This is a genomic window from Citrobacter sp. Cf118, assembly GCF_030334095.1.
Taxonomy (GTDB): Bacteria; Pseudomonadota; Gammaproteobacteria; order Enterobacterales; family Enterobacteriaceae; genus Citrobacter; species Citrobacter freundii.
This window is the reverse complement of sequence record NZ_JAOWES010000089.1, coordinates 383,744-403,464: the sequence shown is the minus strand read 5'-3', so window position 1 is coordinate 403,464 and position 19,721 is coordinate 383,744. Positions and strand designations below refer to the sequence as shown.

Sequence of the window (19,721 nt, the reverse complement as noted above, 5' to 3'; positions counted from 1 at the left end):
TCTAACTCCTTAAGCCGCGGCCAGCCAGCGCGTTAAACGCGCCGCAAAGGCGGCCTGACTTTCCAGTAACTCGTCTCCCGTCACCAACGGTGCCGGACGTGTAATCACGATGCAGGGGATACCGGCATCCAGACAGGGTTGAACTTTTTCCTGATAACCACCTTCAGCGCCTGAAGCCTTAGTGATCACCACATCAGCCTGACACTGGCGATAAAACGCGGCGTTGAACTCGGCGCTAAACGGCCCACACAGTGCGAAGATTTCACCGACGCCAAATCCCAGATCCGCGCATTGCTGAATGACCTCAGGAACAGGCAGAACACGCGCCAGCAGCGTTTTTTCAGGCAACCCTTCGCGCCAGGTGGCCAGATCTTTACTACCGGTCGTCAGCAGCACGCGATCGCCGAAGCGTCGCGCCACCTCACAGGCTTGCGGAATACTTTGTACGGTATAAAGCTGCGGGTGAGTTAATCCGCTCAACTGCTCAGGGCGCTGGTAGCGGCTCAGCAGTACGCCCGCCGCTTCGCAGGCATTCATAATGTTGCGACTCACCACCTCGGCGTACGGATGCGAGGCATCGATCACCCAGCGCGTCTGATTTTCCTGCAGCCAGGCAATCATTTGCTCGCGTTCCAGACGCCCGCAGCGCACCTGGCCTTTGATGTCTCCCGCCAGCTGCTTTCCCGTCGGGGTCGCAACGGACAGGGTGTAGGCCACGTTTGCTGCATCCAGTTGCTGGCACAGCATGCGCGCGTCGCTGGTGCCGCCCATGACCAGCACATCACCATAATTCACAGCACATAACCTCGTGGCGTGATCATCAGGCCGTCCTGAACATAGGTTGTTTTATTGCCCACGATCACAAGACTGGTCATATCAACCGGCTCAAAGTCCATTTCACCCAGCGTGGTCAGCCATTTTTCCTGCTTTTTACGTCCGGCTGACTTCACAATACCAACCGGCGTTTGTGCGCTCTTGCTGGCAGATAACAACTCAAATGCGCGCGCCAGATGACCTTCGCGACCCCGACTGCGCGGGTTGTAGAAACAGATAACAAAATCGGCTTCACCAGCGGCAACGATGCGTTTTTCGATAACCGGCCACGGCGTTAACAGATCGCTTAAGCTGATGTGGCAGAAATCGTGCATCAACGGTGCCCCCAGCAAAGAGGCGGCGGCAATGCTGGCGGTCATCCCTGGGATTAGCCTGACCTCAACGTCCAGCTTTTGCTTACTGACCAGCTCGAGCACCAGCCCGGCCATACCGTAAATCCCCGCGTCACCGCTGCTGATCAGCGCCACGTTGTGCCCCGCCTGCGCCAGTTCGATCGCCGCCTGACAGCGTTCAATCTCTTTGCACATCCCGGTTTTGATCACCTGCTTGTCGCCTGTGAACGCTTTTACCAGATGGGTGTAGGTTTTATAGCCAACGATGATTTCCGCTGCCTGCAGTGCTTCAACGGCTTCCATGGTCATCATTGCCTGCGAGCCAGGGCCAATTCCAATTACGCTTAACATCAGTGTGAAACTCCCAAAGTGATAGTGACGCCCTGTTCTCGCAGGGTCTCGCCTAACAGTTGTCCGTGGCTCAACAGCCAGGCTGCAGGACCAGAAACGCTTCCTGTACCCACCGTTTTGCGGACAAACGATGAGGCCGGAAAACGGTGCTCATGCTCACGCAGCGCGTCAGCAGTAAAGGTTTCGAAAGGAACGCGGCAGCATGAAGCCAGTTGGATAAGTCCCTGTTCATCTTTTTTCAGCGTGATGCTGCCAATCGCTTTTAGCGCCAGCGGATCGAGCTGTTGGGCTTCGAGTTGGCGGGCAAGCAGCGCAGCCAGCAGCGGGAACGGCGTATCACGGCGACAACCAATTCCGGCCACAACCCGCTGCGGCACCAGCTTCCAGTGCGGAACAGGCAGCTCAGGTAAATTGGTGCGTAAGGTGATGCACACCAAAGCATCCAGTTCAGGGAGCTGGTTGAGATCGGTGACCGTAATAAATCCGCGCCGGTCGCAATGGCTGACATCCTGCGTCAGTTCGTCATCCCACCACAGCCCAACCCGCTTATTGCTGACCAACATCTGATTGACGATCTTCACCGCCGAACGGAAATCACTCATTCGGGCATTCAGTTGAAATGCCAGCGTATCCAGTGCCGCCATATCGTTCACATCCGTCGCGGTGGTGATAACCGGGTCGGCACCCAACATGCCCGCCAGGTAACGAGCCAACGCATTAGCACCGCCCGCATGACCGGAGAGCAGGCTGATGACATGCTGGGCACGTTCATCAATGACCACCACCGCCGGATCGCAAAACTTGTCGTTGACCAGCGGGGCCAGTACGCGCACCGCAATGCCGGTCGCCCCGATAAAAATCAGCGCCGAATAATTCGTAAACGCTTCGCGAGCGGTATTCGCAAAGCCGTTTTCGAAGGGAATAAACCCCTCCTCCAGCAGCTTTTCACTGGTAAAACAGGTAACCGGCAGCATAGCTGCCAGACGTTTCGCCAGCACAACGCCGCCAGGAGTCAGGCAAAAAAGCGCAATTGACTCAGGCTTTACGGTATTCATGGCTAAAGTCCGCCGCATAGAGTTTGGAGTAGTGATACTCCGAGCCCAGGAAATTACCGACCAGAATAAGGGCCGTTTTACGGATGCCAGCATCGCGAACCTTGTCGCCAATATCCGCCAGGGTCCCGCGTACGGTCTGGCTTTCCGGCCAGGTCGCTTTATAGATCACCGCTACGGGCGTGGTCGCCGGATAGCCGCCTTCAATCAGACGCTCAGCCACCCGATGAATACGCTGGACGGAAAGATATATCGCCATTGATGTCTGGTGGCTGGCAAAAGACTCCAGCTGTTCACGCTCTGGTACCGGGGTGCGGCCTTCCAGGCGCGTAATGATCAGGCTCTGTGACACTTCGGGCACGGTATACTCAACACCCAGCTCCGCCGCCGCGCCGAGGAACGCGCTGACGCCGGGCACCACCTGCCAGTCAATCCCGCGTTTGGTCAGCTCCTCGCCCTGCTCGCGCACGGAACCATACAACGAGACATCGCCGGTTTGCAGACGCACGACGGTCTTACCCGCTTTCACTCCGGCTTCCATCAGATCAAGGATCTGCTCCAGATGCAGTTCGGCACTGTCGTGACATTCAGCACCGGCAGGGCAATACTCCAGCAGTTCGGTGTTAATCAGCGATCCGGCGTAGATAACAACCTGCGCCTGTTGCAGCAACCGGTAACCTTTGAGGGTAATCAGCTCGCGATCTCCAGGACCTGCGCCAACAAACCACACGCTACGGGGATCAAAAATCTCAGACATGGTTTCCTTCCTTCTGACAGGCGATAACAAATACGGGGTTATTCGGTTTAAAATAGTGACCACTGCCAAGCGCGGTAAGCGAGGAAACCTGTAGCTGCAGGCAATCCACTCCCTGTACGCCAAGATGGTCCAGATGTGTTAGCGCGGTGTTGAGGTTTTCCTGGAGGATAAATGTCATCACCAAACGCCCTGCGGGATGCAATTGACGCATCGACCAGTCAATCAGGTCGGTCAGATGACCACCGCTGCCGCCCATAAAAATGGCATCGGCTTTTTCCGCGATAGTCATGGGAGCAACGCCGGGAAAAATATCGATATTTGCGCAGGCAAAATGCTGGCGGTTTTCATCCAACAACCTGAGCGCCGCCGGGTTACGTTCGATGGCCGTTACACGTAATCCGGGATATTGCAACGCCGCCTCTATCGACACGCTGCCGGTTCCGGCGCCTATATCAATCAGGTGACTGGCGCGGTGTAATTCAAGTTTTGAGAGGGCAAGTGCGCGTACCGCTTCTTTGGTCATAGGCACTTTCTCTCCACGCAGAAACAGCTCATCTTTCATCGAGGATCACCACTGCATTCATGTCATAGTCGGCGTTAACTTCACGCACAGGCAGGAAATGGATCTTTTCGTTTTCCATCGCCAGGTTTTCGCCAATCACCATCCAGCGATGCCCCTTGCCTCGGGCAATGAGCTGCTGCGCGATTTCACGCGGGCCACACAGCGCATCAGTCACCATCGCTACCTTGTTATGTCGCGCCAGCTCATCAAAACAGACGCTGCGGCCATGGCTACTGGTCAGCCACATATCGTTCATATCAATACCGGACTGCGCACACAGGTACTGCACCGCACTAATGCCGGGAATAATCCGCACATTCTCAATACCAAAATGCGCCACCATGCGCGTCCCGATGCCGTAAAACAGCGGATCGCCAGATGCCAGTACCACAACATGCTTCTCCTGGTGCGCGCTAATCCAGCTCAGAAGTTCCGGGATATTGGCGCCAAGAGCAAACTGTTCACCGGCAAAATCCGGGAATTGCTGCAAATGCCGCTTTCCACCGACCAGAACATCCGCCGCCGCGACCGCTTCACGTGCCGCAGGCGTCATCAAATGCAAACCGGCGGGGCCCATCCCTACAACGGTTAACATTGCATCTCCTCAGCAATTTCTGCGACCGGACGATTACTGCCAAGAACCTGATTATCAAAGGAAAACATGATGGCATCGCAGGTCGGTGGATTTTTGGTAAAGCGCAATGTTTGCAGAACACGCATACAAATGCGCTGAGCCAGATGGTCATAAATGTGCTGGAAACCGTATGCGTCGATATGCTCCATCGCCGCTTCGGTGGTATCGCACTCGCTGACCAGCGTCAGCAGTTCCAGCGGTGCGCCAAGTAATGCGAGGTGGGCCACCAGCGTTTCCATACGGGCATCGGCAATATGGCTATGGGTGTGGAAGATCCCCGCCGCGATTTTGACGAGCTTACCGGGGTGTCCCACCAGTACGATTTGCCGGAATCCAAGACGTACGGCTTCTTCAATCATGTAGCCGACAAAGTTGCTCATGGTGACCACAACCTGGGTGTCGATACCCATCTGCTCGCGCACAAAACGCTCGCCGTGGTTTCCCGGCACCAGTACGACACGCTCCAGCCCAGCCGCCCGCTTAATTTCCAGCTCCAGCGACAGCGAACGTTTCCAGCTCTCTTCCGACATCGGCGTGACAATACCCGTGGTGCCGATAATCGAAATGCCGCCCAGAATGCCAAGGCGGGAGTTGTAGGTTTTTTGCGCCCGTTCTTCGCCTTCTGGCGCGAAGATTTCAATCTGCGCCCCGCGATTTGGGCCAATCGCTTCGCGGACGGCAGATTCAATGGTCTGGCGAGGTGTACGGTTAATCGCCGAACTGCCGACCGGTAGGCCAATCCCTTTGCGGGTTACCGTACCGACCCCTTCACCGCCCTGTAAGGCAATCACGCCACTATCGTCTAACGTCACGCGGGCAAAAATCAGCATGCCGTGGGTGGCGTCCACATCATCACCACCGTCTTTGCGGATGGCAGCTATCGCCTGCTGCCCTTCGATATGCGGCGACTCAACGTTCAGGCACAACGTCACCCCGGAAGGCGTGACAATGGAAACCTGATGGATGAGGTGTTGGCGCAATACCATCAACGCTGCCACTTTTGCCGCCGCCGTGGCGCACGATCCCGTGGTATATCCTTTACGCAGCGCTTTACCGTTGTGCCACACCGGCGTATCGAAGGCCTCGCTCATCGCGCCCCCTGCATGTGATAAAGCATGGCGTTGACGATAGCGGCAGCGACATTACTCCCCCCTTTACGGCCTAACGCGGCAATGGCGGGCAAATTGCTTTGGGTCAAGGCATCTTTCGACTCTTCTGCACCAACGAACCCGACCGGTACGCCAACCACACCGCTGACAGCGACATCATGCTCAAGCAGGCGAAACAGCGCTGTCGGCGCGTTGCCAAAGACAAACAGCTTTTCTCCCTCTTCCTTCACCGCAATGTCGACAGCAGCCATGGACCGGGTAATACCCTGCTCTTTTGCCGTACGCACAACCCGCGGGTCACTGATGTAACAGCGGCATTCACCGCCGAATTTTGCCAGCAGCGTTTTATTGATCCCGGAAAGCGCCATCGTGGTGTCGGTATAAATCACGCTCGAACGGCTAAGCGCCGCACAAAACTGCTCCAGCACATCACTGGAAAACCACAGAATGTCCAGCCAGTCGAAATCTGCCGTCGTGTGAATGACCCGCTTGATAATGGCTTCATGTAACGGACTGGCAAACCGATAGTCCGGACGGGTTTCACGGATGATCTCGCCAATAATGTCGAAACTTTTGGCTTCAATCGCCTGGGGTTGCTGGATATATTGCATTATGTTGTCCTCAGGCTACACCGGCCCACAGCCACCGCAGCGCAATAAACAGCGCCAGTGCCAGCGTCGATGCCACCCACATCAGTCGAATCGTATGGGAAATGTCGTCTACCGAAATGTCGCGTTGTGCATCACCGATCCACGGTTTCTCAACGCGCTCGCCAAAGTAGTCATTAGGACCACCCAGACGAATGCCTAATGCCCCGGCTACGGATGCCTCTGACCACGCACAGTTTGGGCTGCTGTGGTTGTAGCGATCGCGCCAGCCAATCTGTAAAGCTCGCGAGCCGTCTTTACGGCATAAAAATGCCGCCACGCCCAGCAGCAGCCAGCTCAGTCTTGCAGGAATAAAGTTCGCGACATCGTCCAGACGCGCGCTGACCATACCGATAGCGCGGTATTTTTCATGTTTGTAGCCCACCATGGAGTCAAGGGTGTTTACCGCTTTGTAGGCCATCGCCAGGGGTGCACCGCCGAGAAGGAGAAAGAACAGTGGCGCGATAATGCCGTCGACGGTGTTTTCAGCCACGGTTTCCACCACCGCGCGATTGATCTGTTGCGGTTGCAGTTGCGAGGTATCACGCCCCACTATCCACGACAGTTTTTCCCGACTCGCGGCAAGGTCTCCGGCCCGTAGAGGACGTTCTACATCCTGTGCGGCATTCGCCAGGCATCGCCCGGCCAGCACGGTAAAGATCATCCATACCTCTACCACCCAACCCAACCAGGGATGAACAGATTTTGCCAGTACCAGCACGCCCCAGGACGCAGCCCAGGTCAAACCAACCACCACAATCCACATCACCGCGCCACCAATGCGCAGCGCACGGTCGCTATGACAATAACGCCGAATAATTCGCTGCACTGCAGAAATCAGATTGCCAATCCAGCGCACCGGATGCGGCCAGTTCTGCGGATCGCCGATGATAAAATCAAGCAGCCAGGCAACACACCACGCAAGGATCGTCATAGCGCGCTCCTCGCGGCTGTCAGCCAGTGGTTAAGCATCTGCGGACGTTGTGCAAAATGAACGTGTAGATAGCTGGCGAAGGTGTTTCCGACCTGCCAGCCGCCAGACCAGGCTTGCAGCGTTTTACCATCGCGCACTTTGCGACAGTTCATCACCGCTGGCGTTTCAGGGGTAAAATCAGAATAGTGGAATTCATGCCCGCGCAGCACTTCCCCTTCTGCTGCTAACAATGTTTGCTGTGCGGCCTGCGCTTCGCAGTAGCCAAATCGGGTCAGACGTTTTCCCATTTTGCTGTGGCCGGGAATGATATCCGCCATCAGCCAGGTATCTCCGTTACTGTCCTCAAGCGAACTGCCGAGATACATCAGCCCCCCACACTCTGCGTAAATCGCGACGCCACGTTGATGTGCCGCTCGCAGTTGCTTCAGCATCGAGACATTGCGAGCCAGCGCCGCAGCGTGTAGCTCAGGATATCCGCCACCTAACCAGATCATCTGACAGTCGGGTAAGCAGGTGTCGTGCAACGGGCTAAAACGAACAATATTAAGCCCCGTACGTTCCAGCAACGTAATGTTGTCCGGGTAGTAGAAGTTGAAGGCTTCGTCATCGGCAATTGCAAGCGTTAGCCCTGCTCCAGCATCTGCGGCAGGCAGCGCGGGCCATTCGCCAGCAGGAAGATTGGTTGACTGGCTTAATGTCAGCAGTGCGTCAATATCAAGGGTTTGCTCCAGCGTGGCAGCAAACTCCTGCCACGGTTGCTGATTGATAACCGACTCACGTGCGGTGACTAAACCCAAATGTCGTTCGGGAAGGGCAACCCCATCCATACGGGGTACGTAACCTAAGACGGGTACATCGCAGTAACGTTCGATTGCGACTTTCAGTAACTGGTAATGCGTTTCGCTGTTAACCCGATTAACAATAACACCAGCGATGTTCAGGGTGGGATCAAAATGCTGAAAACCCATTACCGTTGCGGCGATTGAGGTGGAAACGGCTTTGCCATCAACCAGTAAGATGACCGGACAGCCTAACTGTTTAGCCATCGCGGCGGTGCTGCAGTAGTTTGGGTCGGTACCATAGCCGTCATACAACCCCATCACACCTTCAATAACGGCGATATCCGCATGTCGCATCTGCTCGTTGAATAGAGCGTTCAGCGTGGGGACGGGAAGCATAAAGCTATCAAGATTGCGGGAAGCAGTACCGCATACCGCTGTATGCCAGCCGGTATCAAGGTAATCAGGACCCACTTTGCAAGGCTGGACGCGCAAACCGCGTTTTTTCAACAAGTTCAACAAGCCCAGCGTCACCGTGGTTTTACCACAGCCGCTTCCGGTACCTGCAAGAACAAATGCGTGAAAATTGGCCGCCATACCCTGATCCTGTTCAGGGTGGTAGGGGTGTAGAGATACCCAGTCTCTCGACTGTATGCATCTGAACCACCCACTTCCCACCGAAGTTGTTGGTAGTCACTGACAGGCAGGTCTTCTGGCTTAGCGTCATCCTCACCCGTCCTTCCCAATCTTGCGATCAGTGGTCCATACGGGGTCGTCAGCATCACAGCAGCGGGGGCTGCGGGGGATTCTCACCCCCTTCCCTACCACAAATGTGGCAAACCTGTCAGTTCAAGAGCCTGGTTAATTAAGCTCTCTGTTATGAGGTAAATTCACGACCTCATGACAATAATTCAGTTTAATATCTTTCCGAATTCATTCAGCCAATTTCCTGGCCTTTTCCCACATATTCATACGTTCACTTTTTGAATGAAAGTATCAGCTAAGAATAAAGAAAGTCATTCACACAGACACTGTATCTCATCACAAAAATAAAAACTGGTGCAGTTTATCCCTCTAATACCATTATTTTGTTGCGCTATGACAATTTATTGGCAGCTGTCATTATTTTTCATTTTATAATGACGGGCATAGCACCACATATCAAAAATCGGCAATAGCAAAATATTGCTATTTAAGCGGACTCTCCGCGTGAAATGACATTAATTTGCTGGCGAAATGCCTGCGGCGTAACCTGATACGTTTGACGGAACACTTTGCAAAAATAGCTGGTTTGCGAAAAGCCTAAATTACGCGCAATGCTGGCTATGCTCCAGTCACTGTGGCAAAGCAGCTCTTTGGCACTTGCCATTCTCTGTTGGTTTACCCATGCGTTAAAACCGATACCCTGATATTTTTTGAACAATTTACTGAAATAGTACGGGCTAAGGAAAACATGAGAGGCAACATCTTCCAGACGCAGCTCGTCTGATAAATGCGCATCAATATAGCGCAGGGCTTTTTTCATTTTACTGTCATGCGGATTGGTACTGCGGTTAGCGCGTACCGGTTCTGATTGCTGCGGGTTATCCTTGATAACAACAAAATTGAGTTGTTTCTTAAGGCAATTTTCGACGATGAGCTTGAGTAAATCCGCTGAGGCAATGACACGAGAATAGTCCATCTCAGGTACATTACGGAACTCGTTGACCAGCTCTGGATCGGCTTGCCAGCGGTCATCGACGTTCAGAATATCAACGAGGCCTACATCGTTACTTAAGCGTACTTGTCCACAAAGCACAAACCCTACCAGGTGTCCCGCGATGACCAGCGGAATTGAGAAATCGGTAAGCCCGGCATGGCAGCGATAAATGCAGGGCTGATCGGACTTAGAGGCTTCCAACCCGCCACAGCGGTCGCTCATACGACAACGCGTACTATGCTGAGGATGCTGGCGCATCAACTGACAAAAAGGAGTGAAATTAAAAAGCTCAGAAATTTCATCACCGTGAATATTGACAACCACAACAGCCAGACTGGTGGCCTGTGCAAAATCCTGTGCGATTTTATTAATGAGTTCTGAGTTCAGGGCACTCGCAGAAATCATGATAAAACCTCTCAGTTAATTTATTGTTATAAATAAAACATATTATTCACACATTCATTTTCATCTCGCGATCCAGCGCTCTGATGAAAGTCAGCATTGAACATAACAAAAGTCTCCCATTCTTGGGAGACTTTTTAAGCCGTTCAGGAAACCGGATCACGAAAACAGTTTTTGCCTTTCAATAATAAACATCTTTCATGAAGCTAGCTCTCGTTTTCCTCCAACTTACACGAATTACACGGTAAATTTTTGCCAATAAAATAACGATAAATTGCTGCGCCCGCACAGGCACCGATGATGGGAGCCACAATCGGCACGATGAAATAAGGGATATCGCGCCCGCCGGTCATCGCAACATCACCCCACCCGGCCATCCAGGCAAACAATTTAGGACCAAAATCACGTGCCGGGTTCATCGCAAAGCCGGTAAGTGGGCCGGTTGATGCGCCGATAACAGCAACCAGAATACCAATCAACAGTGGTGCCAGAGGGCCTTTGGGAACACCGTTACCGTCGTCCGTTAGCGCCATAATCATCCCCATCAGAATGGAGGTAATCACCACTTCGACCAGTGCGGCCTGCCAGACACTCAGTGCGGCGGCAGGATACGTGCTAAAAATACTGGCAAGTTGCAGGCTTTCCAGACTGCCGCGTACCATTTGGTGGGCTGATTCATACTCAATAAATAAACTGCCGTACAACAAATAGGCCAGCATAGCGCCACCAAAGGCACCCGCTATCTGAGCGACAGAATAAGGCAGTACTTTACGGCCAGGAAAACAGGCAAACAACCAAAGTGCGATGGTAATAGCGGGATTGAGATGGGCCCCAGAAATCCCGGCTGTCAGGTAAACTGCAAGCGAGATCCCCAAGCCCCATATGATGCAGATCTCCCACAATCCCAAACTGGCACCCGCGACCTTCAGGGCGCTCAGGCACCCAATACCAAAAAACAAAAATAGCCCGGTACCCAAAAACTCAGCAATACATTGCGCTCTTAGTGAATCGTTCATTGTGACACCTTCTAAGCAGAGTTCGTGTCTTTACCAGCGGACTCCTTGCTGGCAGGAAGGTTACTTCAAGACTTACTATAAAAATCTGTATCGGCAAATTGTTGGCAATCTGCAAGCGACATACCCTTAAAAATCGTGTTGTGATAGCAAATTTTTGCTATCACCTTTATTAAAACAGGCGACAAAACGTGGATTCACCCAATTAAAAGTACATTTTCAAAATAATAAAATATTGCGAACAGCAGAATTCCATTTTCAAACGATCATCACAATTTCATTTTTCTCGCATAGCAAATGATATTTAAACTGTCACTCAGAAAAGTGTAAATATGGAATTAACATAACCAAATAGTCATATCGATGAAGATTAAAATAACCAATAAAAACACAGTATTACAATAACTCACAGCAATTTTATCTCACCATTACCCCACTATTTTTTCACTCTTACTTTCAACTCAGCCATTCTTTTTCCTCGCTTCTTTTTATAGTCATGAAAATCGGGACAACCCAGGCGAGGTCTTTATGCAACAAGAAGCGTTAGGAATGGTAGAAACCAAAGGCTTAACTGCAGCCATAGAGGCCGCAGATGCAATGGTGAAGTCAGCCAATGTAATGCTGGTCGGCTACGAAAAAATTGGTTCGGGGCTGGTAACAGTTATTGTCCGCGGCGATGTCGGCGCAGTCAAAGCAGCAACAGATGCCGGTGCCGCCGCAGCCCGTAATGTGGGAGAAGTGAAAGCCGTACACGTTATCCCACGCCCGCATACCGATGTAGAAAAAATCTTACCGAAGGGAATTAGCTAATGAGCAGCAATGAACTGGTTGAACAGATCATGGCGCAGGTGATTGCTCGTGTGGCAACGCCAGAACAGCAGGCTATCCCAGAAAATAATCACCCAACACGAGAAACGGCTATGGCAGAGAAAAGCTGCAGTTTAACGGAGTTTGTCGGTACCGCGATTGGCGACACCGTCGGTCTGGTAATCGCCAACGTAGACAGTGCCCTACTGGACGCAATGAAACTTGAAAAACGCTATCGCTCCATTGGCATCCTTGGCGCCCGTACTGGCGCAGGCCCGCACATCATGGCCGCCGATGAAGCGGTGAAAGCCACCAATACTGAAGTCGTCAGTATTGAGTTACCACGTGATACCAAAGGCGGCGCAGGTCATGGCTCGCTGATTATTCTTGGCGGCAACGATGTTTCCGACGTGAAACGCGGCATTGAAGTCGCACTGAAAGAACTGGATCGCACCTTTGGCGACGTTTATGCCAACGAAGCCGGTCACATCGAAATGCAGTACACCGCACGCGCCAGCTACGCGCTGGAAAAAGCCTTTGGCGCACCGATTGGTCGTGCCTGTGGCGTCATCGTCGGCGCACCAGCGTCCGTTGGTGTCCTGATGGCTGATACTGCCCTGAAATCCGCCAACGTGGAAGTTGTGGCTTACAGCTCCCCTGCTCATGGCACCAGCTTCAGTAACGAAGCCATTCTGGTTATTTCGGGTGACTCTGGCGCTGTTCGTCAGGCTATTATCTCCGCCCGTGAAATCGGTAAAACCGTACTCGGGACCCTCGGCTCAGAGCCGAAAAACGATCGTCCGTCCTACATCTGATATCAGTGAGGCTGATTCATGAGATCGAAAAGATTTGAAGCACTGGCGAAGCGCCCTGTGAATCAGGATGGCTTCGTTAAGGAGTGGATCGAAGAAGGCTTCATTGCGATGGAAAGCCCGAACGACCCCAAACCGTCGATTAAAATCGTCAACGGTACAGTCACTGAACTGGACGGTAAATCCGCCAGTGAATTTGACTTAATCGACCATTTCATTGCCCGCTACGGCATTAACCTGGCACGCGCTGAAGAAGTCATGGCGATGGATTCGGTCAAACTGGCCAATATGCTTTGCGATCCCAACGTGAAGCGCAAAGACATTGTGCCGCTGACCACCGCAATGACGCCGGCAAAAATTGTCGAAGTCGTGTCCCATATGAACGTCGTTGAGATGATGATGGCCATGCAGAAAATGCGTGCTCGTCGTACACCATCTCAACAAGCGCACGTCACTAATGTCAAAGATAACCCCGTGCAAATTGCCGCTGATGCCGCTGAAGGCGCATGGCGCGGGTTTGACGAACAGGAAACGACCGTTGCCGTTGCGCGTTATGCGCCATTTAACGCCATTGCGCTGTTAGTCGGCTCACAGGTTGGACGCCCGGGCGTGTTAACTCAGTGTTCTCTGGAAGAAGCAACCGAACTCAAACTCGGGATGCTAGGCCACACCTGCTACGCTGAAACCATCTCCGTCTATGGTACTGAACCCGTCTTTACCGACGGCGATGACACGCCATGGTCTAAAGGCTTCCTCGCCTCGTCTTACGCATCCCGTGGTCTGAAAATGCGCTTTACCTCCGGCTCTGGTTCAGAAGTTCAGATGGGTTACGCCGAAGGCAAATCGATGCTTTATCTGGAAGCCCGTTGTATTTACATCACCAAAGCTGCTGGCGTACAGGGTCTGCAAAACGGTTCCGTAAGCTGCATCGGAGTCCCTTCCGCCGTGCCGTCAGGAATTCGTGCAGTGCTGGCTGAAAACCTGATCTGCTCCTCTCTGGATCTGGAATGCGCCTCCAGCAACGACCAAACCTTTACCCACTCGGATATGCGTCGTACTGCTCGTCTGCTGATGCAGTTCCTGCCGGGTACTGACTTCATTTCCTCTGGTTATTCCGCAGTGCCGAACTACGACAACATGTTTGCGGGTTCGAACGAGGATGCTGAAGATTTTGACGACTACAACGTTCTCCAGCGTGACCTGAAAGTAGACGGTGGTCTGCGCCCGGTTCGTGAAGAAGACGTTATCGCCATTCGTAACAAAGCGGCGCGTGCGCTGCAGGCCGTCTTTGCCGGGATGGGATTACCGCCAATCACTGATGAAGAAGTGGAAGCGGCGACCTACGCCCACGGTTCGAAAGATATGCCGGAACGTAACATCGTTGAAGATATCAAGTTTGCACAAGAGATCATCAACAAAAACCGTAACGGTCTGGAAGTGGTGAAAGCCCTTGCTCAGGGCGGATTTACCGATGTCGCTCAGGACATGCTCAACATCCAGAAAGCCAAGTTAACCGGGGATTACCTGCATACCTCCGCCATTATCGTTGGCGACGGACAGGTGCTATCCGCTGTCAATGATGTTAACGACTATGCCGGTCCGGCAACAGGTTATCGCCTGCAAGGCGAACGCTGGGAAGAGATCAAAAACATCCCTGGCGCACTTGATCCCAACGAGCTTGGCTAAGGGGTGAAAAATGGAAATTAATGAAAAACTGCTGCGCCAGATAATTGAAGATGTGTTGTCTGAAATGCAGACCAGCGACAAACCCGTCTCTTTCCGCGCATCTACAGCGGCAAGCGCACCTCAGGCTGCTGCGGCACAGGGCGACAGCTTTCTGACCGAGATTGGTGAAGCCAAACAAGGCCAGCAACAGGACGAAGTGATTATTGCCGTAGGGCCGGCGTTTGGCCTGTCACAAACCGTCAATATTGTTGGGATCCCGCATAAGAATATCTTGCGCGAAGTGATTGCCGGTATTGAAGAAGAAGGCATTAAAGCGCGCGTTATCCGCTGCTTTAAATCCTCCGATGTGGCGTTTGTTGCTGTTGAGGGTAACCGTCTGAGCGGTTCCGGGATCTCTATCGGCATCCAGTCAAAAGGCACGACGGTTATCCACCAGCAGGGGTTACCACCGCTTTCAAACCTGGAGCTGTTCCCTCAGGCACCGCTTCTGACGCTGGAAACCTATCGTCAGATCGGTAAAAACGCCGCGCGTTATGCCAAGCGTGAATCTCCACAACCGGTCCCGACTCTGAATGACCAGATGGCCCGTCCTAAGTACCAGGCGAAATCAGCCATTCTGCACATTAAAGAGACCAAATACGTTGTGACAGGCAAAAACCCGCAGGAACTGCGCGTGGCGCTTTGATAAAGGATACCTCCATGAATACCGACGCAATTGAATCGATGGTTCGGGATGTGTTGAGCCGGATGAACAGCCTGCAAGGCGAGTCCGCGACTCCGCCCGCGGCAAGTTCATCAGCACATACCGCGAAAGTCACGGATTACCCTCTCGCGAATAAACATCCTGAGTGGGTAAAAACTGCGACCAACAAAACGCTGGACGACTTCACGCTTGAAAATGTTCTGAGCAACAAAGTGACCGCGCAGGACATGCGCATCACTCCTGAAACACTGCGCCTCCAGGCGGAAATCGCCAAAGATGCCGGACGTGACAGGCTGGCGATGAACTTTGAGCGCGCTGCCGAGCTAACCGCTGTTCCTGACGATCGCATTCTTGAGATCTACAACGCGCTGCGCCCGTACCGCTCAACAAAAGATGAGCTGATGGCTATCGCCGACGATCTCGAAAATCGTTATCAGGCAAAAATCTGTGCAGCTTTCGTTCGTGAAGCGGCAGCGCTGTACGTTGAGCGTAAAAAACTCAAAGGCGACGACTAACTCAGGGACAGGATCATGCGATATATAGCTGGCATTGACATAGGCAACTCATCAACGGAAGTCGCTCTGGCTACTCTGGATGAGTCTGGCGTGCTGAGCATTACCGGCAGCGCGCTGGCAGAAACCACCGGAATTAAGGGCACATTACGTAATGTGTTTGGCATTCAGGAGGCCCTTACGCTGGCGGCAAAAAACGTCGGTATCAATGTCAGCGATATTTCGCTCATCCGTATTAACGAAGCCACCCCGGTCATTGGCGACGTGGCGATGGAAACAATAACCGAAACCATCATCACTGAATCCACCATGATCGGCCATAACCCTAAAACACCGGGCGGTGTCGGGTTAGGCGTGGGCGTCACTATTACGCCGGAAGACCTTCTCAGTCGCCCGGCGGATACGCCCTATATTCTGGTGGTGTCATCGGCATTTGATTTCGCCGATGTTGCTACGATGATTAATGCCTCCGTCCGTGCCGGATACCAGTTGACTGGTGTTATTTTGCAGCAGGACGATGGTGTGTTGGTCAGTAATCGTCTGACTCATCCCCTGCCCATAGTCGATGAAGTCCTTCATATTGACCGTATCCCGTTGGGGATGCTGGCTGCCATTGAGGTCGCCGTACCAGGAAAGGTTATTGAAACACTTTCTAACCCCTACGGTATTGCAACTGTCTTTGGCCTCAATGCCGATGAGACTAAAAACATTGTTCCGATGGCACGGGCGCTGATCGGCAACCGTTCAGCCGTGGTGGTGAAAACGCCGTCAGGTGATGTGAAAGCGCGAGCGATTCCTGCCGGAAATCTGGAGCTACAGTCTCAGGGTCGTACAGTACGGGTCGACGTTGCAGCGGGCGCCGAAGCGATTATGAAAGCGGTTGGTGAATGCCCGAAACTGGATAACGTTACTGGAGAAGCTGGCACCAATATTGGCGGCATGCTGGAGCATGTGCGCCAGACGATGGCTGAATTAACCAATAAACCCAGTCATGAAATTTTTATTCAGGATCTGCTGGCGGTCGATACCTCGGTTCCTGTCAGCGTGACGGGTGGACTTGCCGGTGAGTTCTCGCTGGAACAGGCTGTCGGCATAGCCTCCATGGTGAAATCAGACCGCCTGCAAATGGCGATGATTGCCCAGGAGATCACGCAAAAGCTCAACATTGACGTCCAGGTTGGCGGGGCCGAAGCCGAAGCTGCCATTCTGGGGGCCTTAACTACTCCGGGCACCACGCGACCACTGGCTATTCTGGACCTCGGCGCGGGTTCAACCGACGCTTCTATCATCAATCCTAAGGGCGAAATTATTGCCACGCACCTGGCGGGTGCAGGCGATATGGTCACGATGATCATTGCCCGTGAACTGGGTCTGGATGACCGTTATCTCGCGGAAGAGATTAAAAAGTATCCGTTGGCGAAAGTTGAGAGCTTGTTCCATCTTCGCCACGAAGACGGCAGCGTTCAATTCTTCCCTACGCCTCTCCCGCCAACGGTTTTTGCGCGCGTGTGCGTAGTGAAGCCCGATGAACTGGTGCCACTGCCGGGTGAACTGGCGCTGGAGAAAGTACGGGCCATTCGTCGAAGTGCTAAGGAACGCGTTTTCGTTACTAACGCACTCAGAGCGCTACGTCAGGTGAGTCCGACCGGGAACATTCGGGATATTCCCTTTGTGGTACTGGTTGGCGGCTCATCCCTGGATTTTGAAGTTCCGCAGCTGGTCACCGATGCTCTGGCGCATTATCGACTGGTTGCCGGGCGCGGCAATATTCGTGGTACCGAAGGTCCACGCAATGCGGTTGCGACAGGGCTGATTCTCTCCTGGCATAAGGGATTCGCTCATGGAAAGTAATCTCACCACGCCAGCCATCGTTATCTTCACCAGTGCTGACTGCGCTGACGTCTGGAATGACGTACTGCTGGGTATTGAAGAAGAAGGGATCCCCTTTGTGATTCAGGAGAATGACTCAACTGACGTTATCCACAACGCATGGTTGGCCGCCTGCCAATCACCATTGCTGGTTGGTATTGGCTGTAGCCGTGAAAAACTGGTCGTGCACTACAAAAACTTACCCTCATCAGCACCACTTTTTACGCTGACGTATCAACAAAATAGCCACGATCGCCGCAGCATTGGTAACAACGCTGCGCGGCTGGTTAAAGGCATTCCGTTCCGGGAATGCCACTCATAACCCACAGGAGAAAAGCAGTATGAATAACGCACTGGGACTGGTTGAAACAAAAGGGCTTGTCGGCGCTATTGAAGCCGCTGATGCCATGGTGAAATCCGCAAACGTGCAGTTGGTTGGTTACGAAAAAATCGGCTCTGGCCTCATCACCGTTATGGTTCGCGGTGATGTCGGCGCGGTGAAAGCAGCCGTAGATGCTGGAAGCGCAGCCGCAAGCGCCGTTGGCGAGGTGAAATCCTGCCACGTTATCCCGCGTCCGCACAGCGACGTTGAAGCCATTTTACCTAAATCCGCATAAGTTGTTGCAACCAAGGAGCACAGCGTGAAGCAATCACTGGGATTACTTGAAGTTAGTGGTCTGGCATTAGCCATCAGTTGCGCGGACGTCATGGCGAAAGCCGCCTCCATCACGCTGGTGGGCCTAGAAAAAACCAACGGCTCAGGCTGGACGGTGATCAAGATAATCGGGGATGTGGCCTCCGTCCAGGCGGCCATTTCCACTGGTGTCAGTTTCGCTGACCAGCTAGATGGACTGGTGGCTCACAAAGTCATTTCCAGACCCGGGGACGGGATCCTGTCGCATAGCGTTGTCCTGGAGCCTGAACCAACGCCCGAACCCATACCAGCCATACCGCATGAAGAGATATTTGTAGACCATGCGGCACCCGAAGCGCCGCAAGATGCAGAGTTGATTAGCTGCAATTTGTGTCTTGATCCTGCCTGCCCTCGCCAAAAAGGTGAGCCGCGCACTCTTTGTCTTCACTCCGGCAAACGAGGTGAAGTGTGATGGATAAACAGCAACTGGAAACCACTGTCGCTAAGGTTCTCGATGAAATGCGCGAGCGCCCGATTCCGCTGGGGATCTCTAATCGGCATATTCATCTGTGCGCTGAAGATTACGGTCGCTTGTTTCCCAATCACCCTATTAGTGAGAAAAAAGAGCTGCTGCAGCCAGGACAATATGCAGCAGAGCAGACTGTCACACTGGTGGGGCCAAAAGGTCAGTTAAAAAATGTGCGTTTACTCGGCCCGCTGCGCAATACCAGCCAGGTCGAAATTTCTCGTACCGACGCCCGCACGTTGGGAATTGCTGCTCCGCTGCGGATGTCGGGTAATATTCAGGGCACACCCGGTGTTCGTCTTGTCAGCCCATTTGCTGAACTGGAGTTAGCATCCGGGGTGATCGTTGCCCAACGGCATATCCATATGTCGCCGCTCGATGCTCTGATTCTGCGAGTTTCCCATGGTGATAAAGTCTCGGTCGCCATTAATGGCGATGAACGTCGACTGATTTTCGATAACGTCGCCGTACGCGTTTCGCCGGATATGCGCCTCGAAATGCATATCGATACAGACGAAGCCAATGCTGCAGGCGCTGATAATCCCCAAGCATTTGCCACACTGGTGACCTCACGATGAACAACGAACTGCTGCAACGCATTATCGAGGAGGTTGTTTCCCGATTAAAAAAACGCGCGGAAAGCACGCTCACTCTTAGCGTCGCGCAGTTACGGGAAATCGATTCACGGACAGTATGCTGCCAGTACTCGTCGCTCCATCTCCAGCAAGTGGACCTGCCATTTCTGGAGCAAATTGCCGAAGGCTGCCCAGTCAACATGTCGGTGGTAACGATTCACGACGCGCTGGCATGCGGAGTCCGCGTGAAGATTTCACTACAACACCGATTGTTACCCGCAATCCCCGTGAAAAAACTCGCACGTCTGCCACTGGAATTCAGTGATGAACTGGGGCGAATCATCTTTTTGCATCCTGAGAAGCTTCTCAGCTATGCCGACGTCGCCCAATTGAGGGATGGCGTACTGGTGTTACGCCGTCGATGTGTCGTGACGGCTCTGGCTCAGGAAGCTGTCAGTCTGCGAAATGTCCAACTAATTAAGCAGGAGTGAG

General features: G+C 53.1%; 23 protein-coding genes and 1 riboswitch. Of the genes, 11 read left to right on the top strand and 12 right to left on the bottom strand.

Going from position 1 to position 19,721, the window contains the following annotated elements:
- Window positions 1-9: 9 nt before the first annotated feature.
- From OGX67_RS25540 to pduF, 12 genes are all read right to left on the bottom strand, one after another.
- Complete coding sequence (locus OGX67_RS25540) at window positions 10-795, bottom strand: cobalt-precorrin-6A reductase (RefSeq protein ID WP_048217360.1); 786 nt, start codon at window positions 793-795, stop codon at window positions 10-12.
- On the bottom strand, window positions 792-1,517 hold the full coding sequence (locus OGX67_RS25535; RefSeq protein WP_003030278.1) for a precorrin-3B C(17)-methyltransferase: 726 nt from the start codon (window positions 1,515-1,517) through the stop codon (window positions 792-794). Before OGX67_RS25535 ends, OGX67_RS25540 begins: the two co-directional genes overlap by 4 nt.
- Window positions 1,517-2,572 carry a cobalt-precorrin 5A hydrolase gene (cbiG, locus tag OGX67_RS25530; protein ID WP_003030276.1) on the bottom strand — a complete coding sequence of 352 codons (1,056 nt, stop codon included), beginning with the start codon at window positions 2,570-2,572 and terminating at the stop codon, window positions 1,517-1,519. The genes OGX67_RS25535 and cbiG overlap by 1 nt, the downstream gene beginning before the upstream one ends.
- Window positions 2,553-3,326 (bottom strand): cobalt-precorrin-4 methyltransferase, encoded by a 774-nt coding sequence (locus OGX67_RS25525; protein WP_003030275.1) that lies wholly within the window; start codon window positions 3,324-3,326, stop codon window positions 2,553-2,555. Before OGX67_RS25525 ends, cbiG begins: the two co-directional genes overlap by 20 nt.
- The gene (locus OGX67_RS25520; RefSeq protein ID WP_003030273.1) at window positions 3,319-3,888 is read right to left on the bottom strand and encodes a decarboxylating cobalt-precorrin-6B (C(15))-methyltransferase; all 570 of its coding nucleotides are present in this window, start codon (window positions 3,886-3,888) and stop codon (window positions 3,319-3,321) included. The genes OGX67_RS25525 and OGX67_RS25520 overlap by 8 nt, the downstream gene beginning before the upstream one ends.
- Window positions 3,878-4,483, bottom strand: a complete 606-nt coding sequence (locus tag OGX67_RS25515) for a cobalt-precorrin-7 (C(5))-methyltransferase (protein WP_003030270.1) — start codon at window positions 4,481-4,483, stop codon at window positions 3,878-3,880. Before OGX67_RS25515 ends, OGX67_RS25520 begins: the two co-directional genes overlap by 11 nt.
- A complete protein-coding gene (cbiD, locus tag OGX67_RS25510; protein ID WP_003030269.1) occupies window positions 4,477-5,613 on the bottom strand; it encodes a cobalt-precorrin-5B (C(1))-methyltransferase CbiD in 1,137 nt (378 codons plus the stop codon). The genes OGX67_RS25515 and cbiD overlap by 7 nt, the downstream gene beginning before the upstream one ends.
- Window positions 5,610-6,242, bottom strand: coding sequence for a cobalt-precorrin-8 methylmutase (locus OGX67_RS25505; RefSeq protein ID WP_103014232.1), 633 nt, complete (start codon window positions 6,240-6,242; stop codon window positions 5,610-5,612). Before OGX67_RS25505 ends, cbiD begins: the two co-directional genes overlap by 4 nt.
- 10 nt (window positions 6,243-6,252) lie before the next feature.
- Window positions 6,253-7,212, bottom strand: coding sequence for an adenosylcobinamide-phosphate synthase CbiB (gene cbiB, locus OGX67_RS25500; protein WP_003839024.1), 960 nt, complete (start codon window positions 7,210-7,212; stop codon window positions 6,253-6,255).
- On the bottom strand, window positions 7,209-8,588 hold the full coding sequence (locus OGX67_RS25495) for a cobyrinic acid a,c-diamide synthase CobB (RefSeq protein ID WP_257651086.1): 1,380 nt from the start codon (window positions 8,586-8,588) through the stop codon (window positions 7,209-7,211). The genes cbiB and OGX67_RS25495 overlap by 4 nt, the downstream gene beginning before the upstream one ends.
- Window positions 8,589-8,676: 88 nt before the next feature.
- Window positions 8,677-8,851: riboswitch (cobalamin riboswitch) on the bottom strand.
- Window positions 8,852-9,183: 332 nt separating this feature from the next.
- A complete protein-coding gene (pocR, locus tag OGX67_RS25490; protein WP_003030260.1) occupies window positions 9,184-10,095 on the bottom strand; it encodes a transcriptional regulator PocR in 912 nt (303 codons plus the stop codon).
- Between the two features lie 203 nt (window positions 10,096-10,298).
- Window positions 10,299-11,108, bottom strand: coding sequence for a propanediol diffusion facilitator PduF (pduF, locus tag OGX67_RS25485; RefSeq protein WP_003030258.1), 810 nt, complete (start codon window positions 11,106-11,108; stop codon window positions 10,299-10,301).
- Between the two features lie 525 nt (window positions 11,109-11,633).
- Between pduF and pduA the strand changes: the two genes are divergently transcribed.
- From pduA to pduM, 11 genes are read left to right on the top strand one after another with little or no spacing between them, the layout of a single operon-like run.
- Window positions 11,634-11,915 (top strand): propanediol utilization microcompartment protein PduA, encoded by a 282-nt coding sequence (pduA, locus tag OGX67_RS25480; protein WP_003030255.1) that lies wholly within the window; start codon window positions 11,634-11,636, stop codon window positions 11,913-11,915.
- Window positions 11,915-12,727: a propanediol utilization microcompartment protein PduB gene (gene pduB / locus OGX67_RS25475; protein WP_286527815.1), complete on the top strand. Its 813-nt coding sequence runs from the start codon at window positions 11,915-11,917 to the stop codon at window positions 12,725-12,727. The genes pduA and pduB overlap by 1 nt, the downstream gene beginning before the upstream one ends.
- Window positions 12,728-12,745: 18 nt before the next feature.
- Window positions 12,746-14,410 (top strand): propanediol dehydratase large subunit PduC, encoded by a 1,665-nt coding sequence (pduC, locus tag OGX67_RS25470; RefSeq protein WP_003030249.1) that lies wholly within the window; start codon window positions 12,746-12,748, stop codon window positions 14,408-14,410.
- Between the two features lie 10 nt (window positions 14,411-14,420).
- On the top strand, window positions 14,421-15,095 hold the full coding sequence (pduD, locus tag OGX67_RS25465; protein WP_003844241.1) for a propanediol dehydratase medium subunit PduD: 675 nt from the start codon (window positions 14,421-14,423) through the stop codon (window positions 15,093-15,095).
- A gap of 14 nt (window positions 15,096-15,109) precedes the next feature.
- Complete coding sequence (pduE, locus tag OGX67_RS25460; RefSeq protein WP_003030243.1) at window positions 15,110-15,628, top strand: propanediol dehydratase small subunit PduE; 519 nt, start codon at window positions 15,110-15,112, stop codon at window positions 15,626-15,628.
- Window positions 15,629-15,643: 15 nt separating this feature from the next.
- Window positions 15,644-17,476, top strand: coding sequence for a diol dehydratase reactivase subunit alpha (locus OGX67_RS25455; RefSeq protein WP_257651085.1), 1,833 nt, complete (start codon window positions 15,644-15,646; stop codon window positions 17,474-17,476).
- The gene (locus tag OGX67_RS25450; protein ID WP_003844243.1) at window positions 17,466-17,816 is read left to right on the top strand and encodes a glycerol dehydratase reactivase beta/small subunit family protein; all 351 of its coding nucleotides are present in this window, start codon (window positions 17,466-17,468) and stop codon (window positions 17,814-17,816) included. The genes OGX67_RS25455 and OGX67_RS25450 overlap by 11 nt, the downstream gene beginning before the upstream one ends.
- A gap of 19 nt (window positions 17,817-17,835) precedes the next feature.
- Window positions 17,836-18,111, top strand: coding sequence for a propanediol utilization microcompartment protein PduJ (gene pduJ, locus OGX67_RS25445; protein ID WP_001057752.1), 276 nt, complete (start codon window positions 17,836-17,838; stop codon window positions 18,109-18,111).
- Between the two features lie 24 nt (window positions 18,112-18,135).
- Entirely contained in the window at window positions 18,136-18,600 is a 465-nt protein-coding gene (locus OGX67_RS25440) for a BMC domain-containing protein (RefSeq protein ID WP_003030215.1), read from the top strand.
- Window positions 18,600-19,232: a phosphate propanoyltransferase gene (locus tag OGX67_RS25435; RefSeq protein ID WP_003030214.1), complete on the top strand. Its 633-nt coding sequence runs from the start codon at window positions 18,600-18,602 to the stop codon at window positions 19,230-19,232. The genes OGX67_RS25440 and OGX67_RS25435 overlap by 1 nt, the downstream gene beginning before the upstream one ends.
- Window positions 19,229-19,720 (top strand): microcompartment protein PduM, encoded by a 492-nt coding sequence (gene pduM, locus OGX67_RS25430; RefSeq protein WP_086504291.1) that lies wholly within the window; start codon window positions 19,229-19,231, stop codon window positions 19,718-19,720. Before OGX67_RS25435 ends, pduM begins: the two co-directional genes overlap by 4 nt.
- Window position 19,721: the final 1 nt, after the last annotated feature.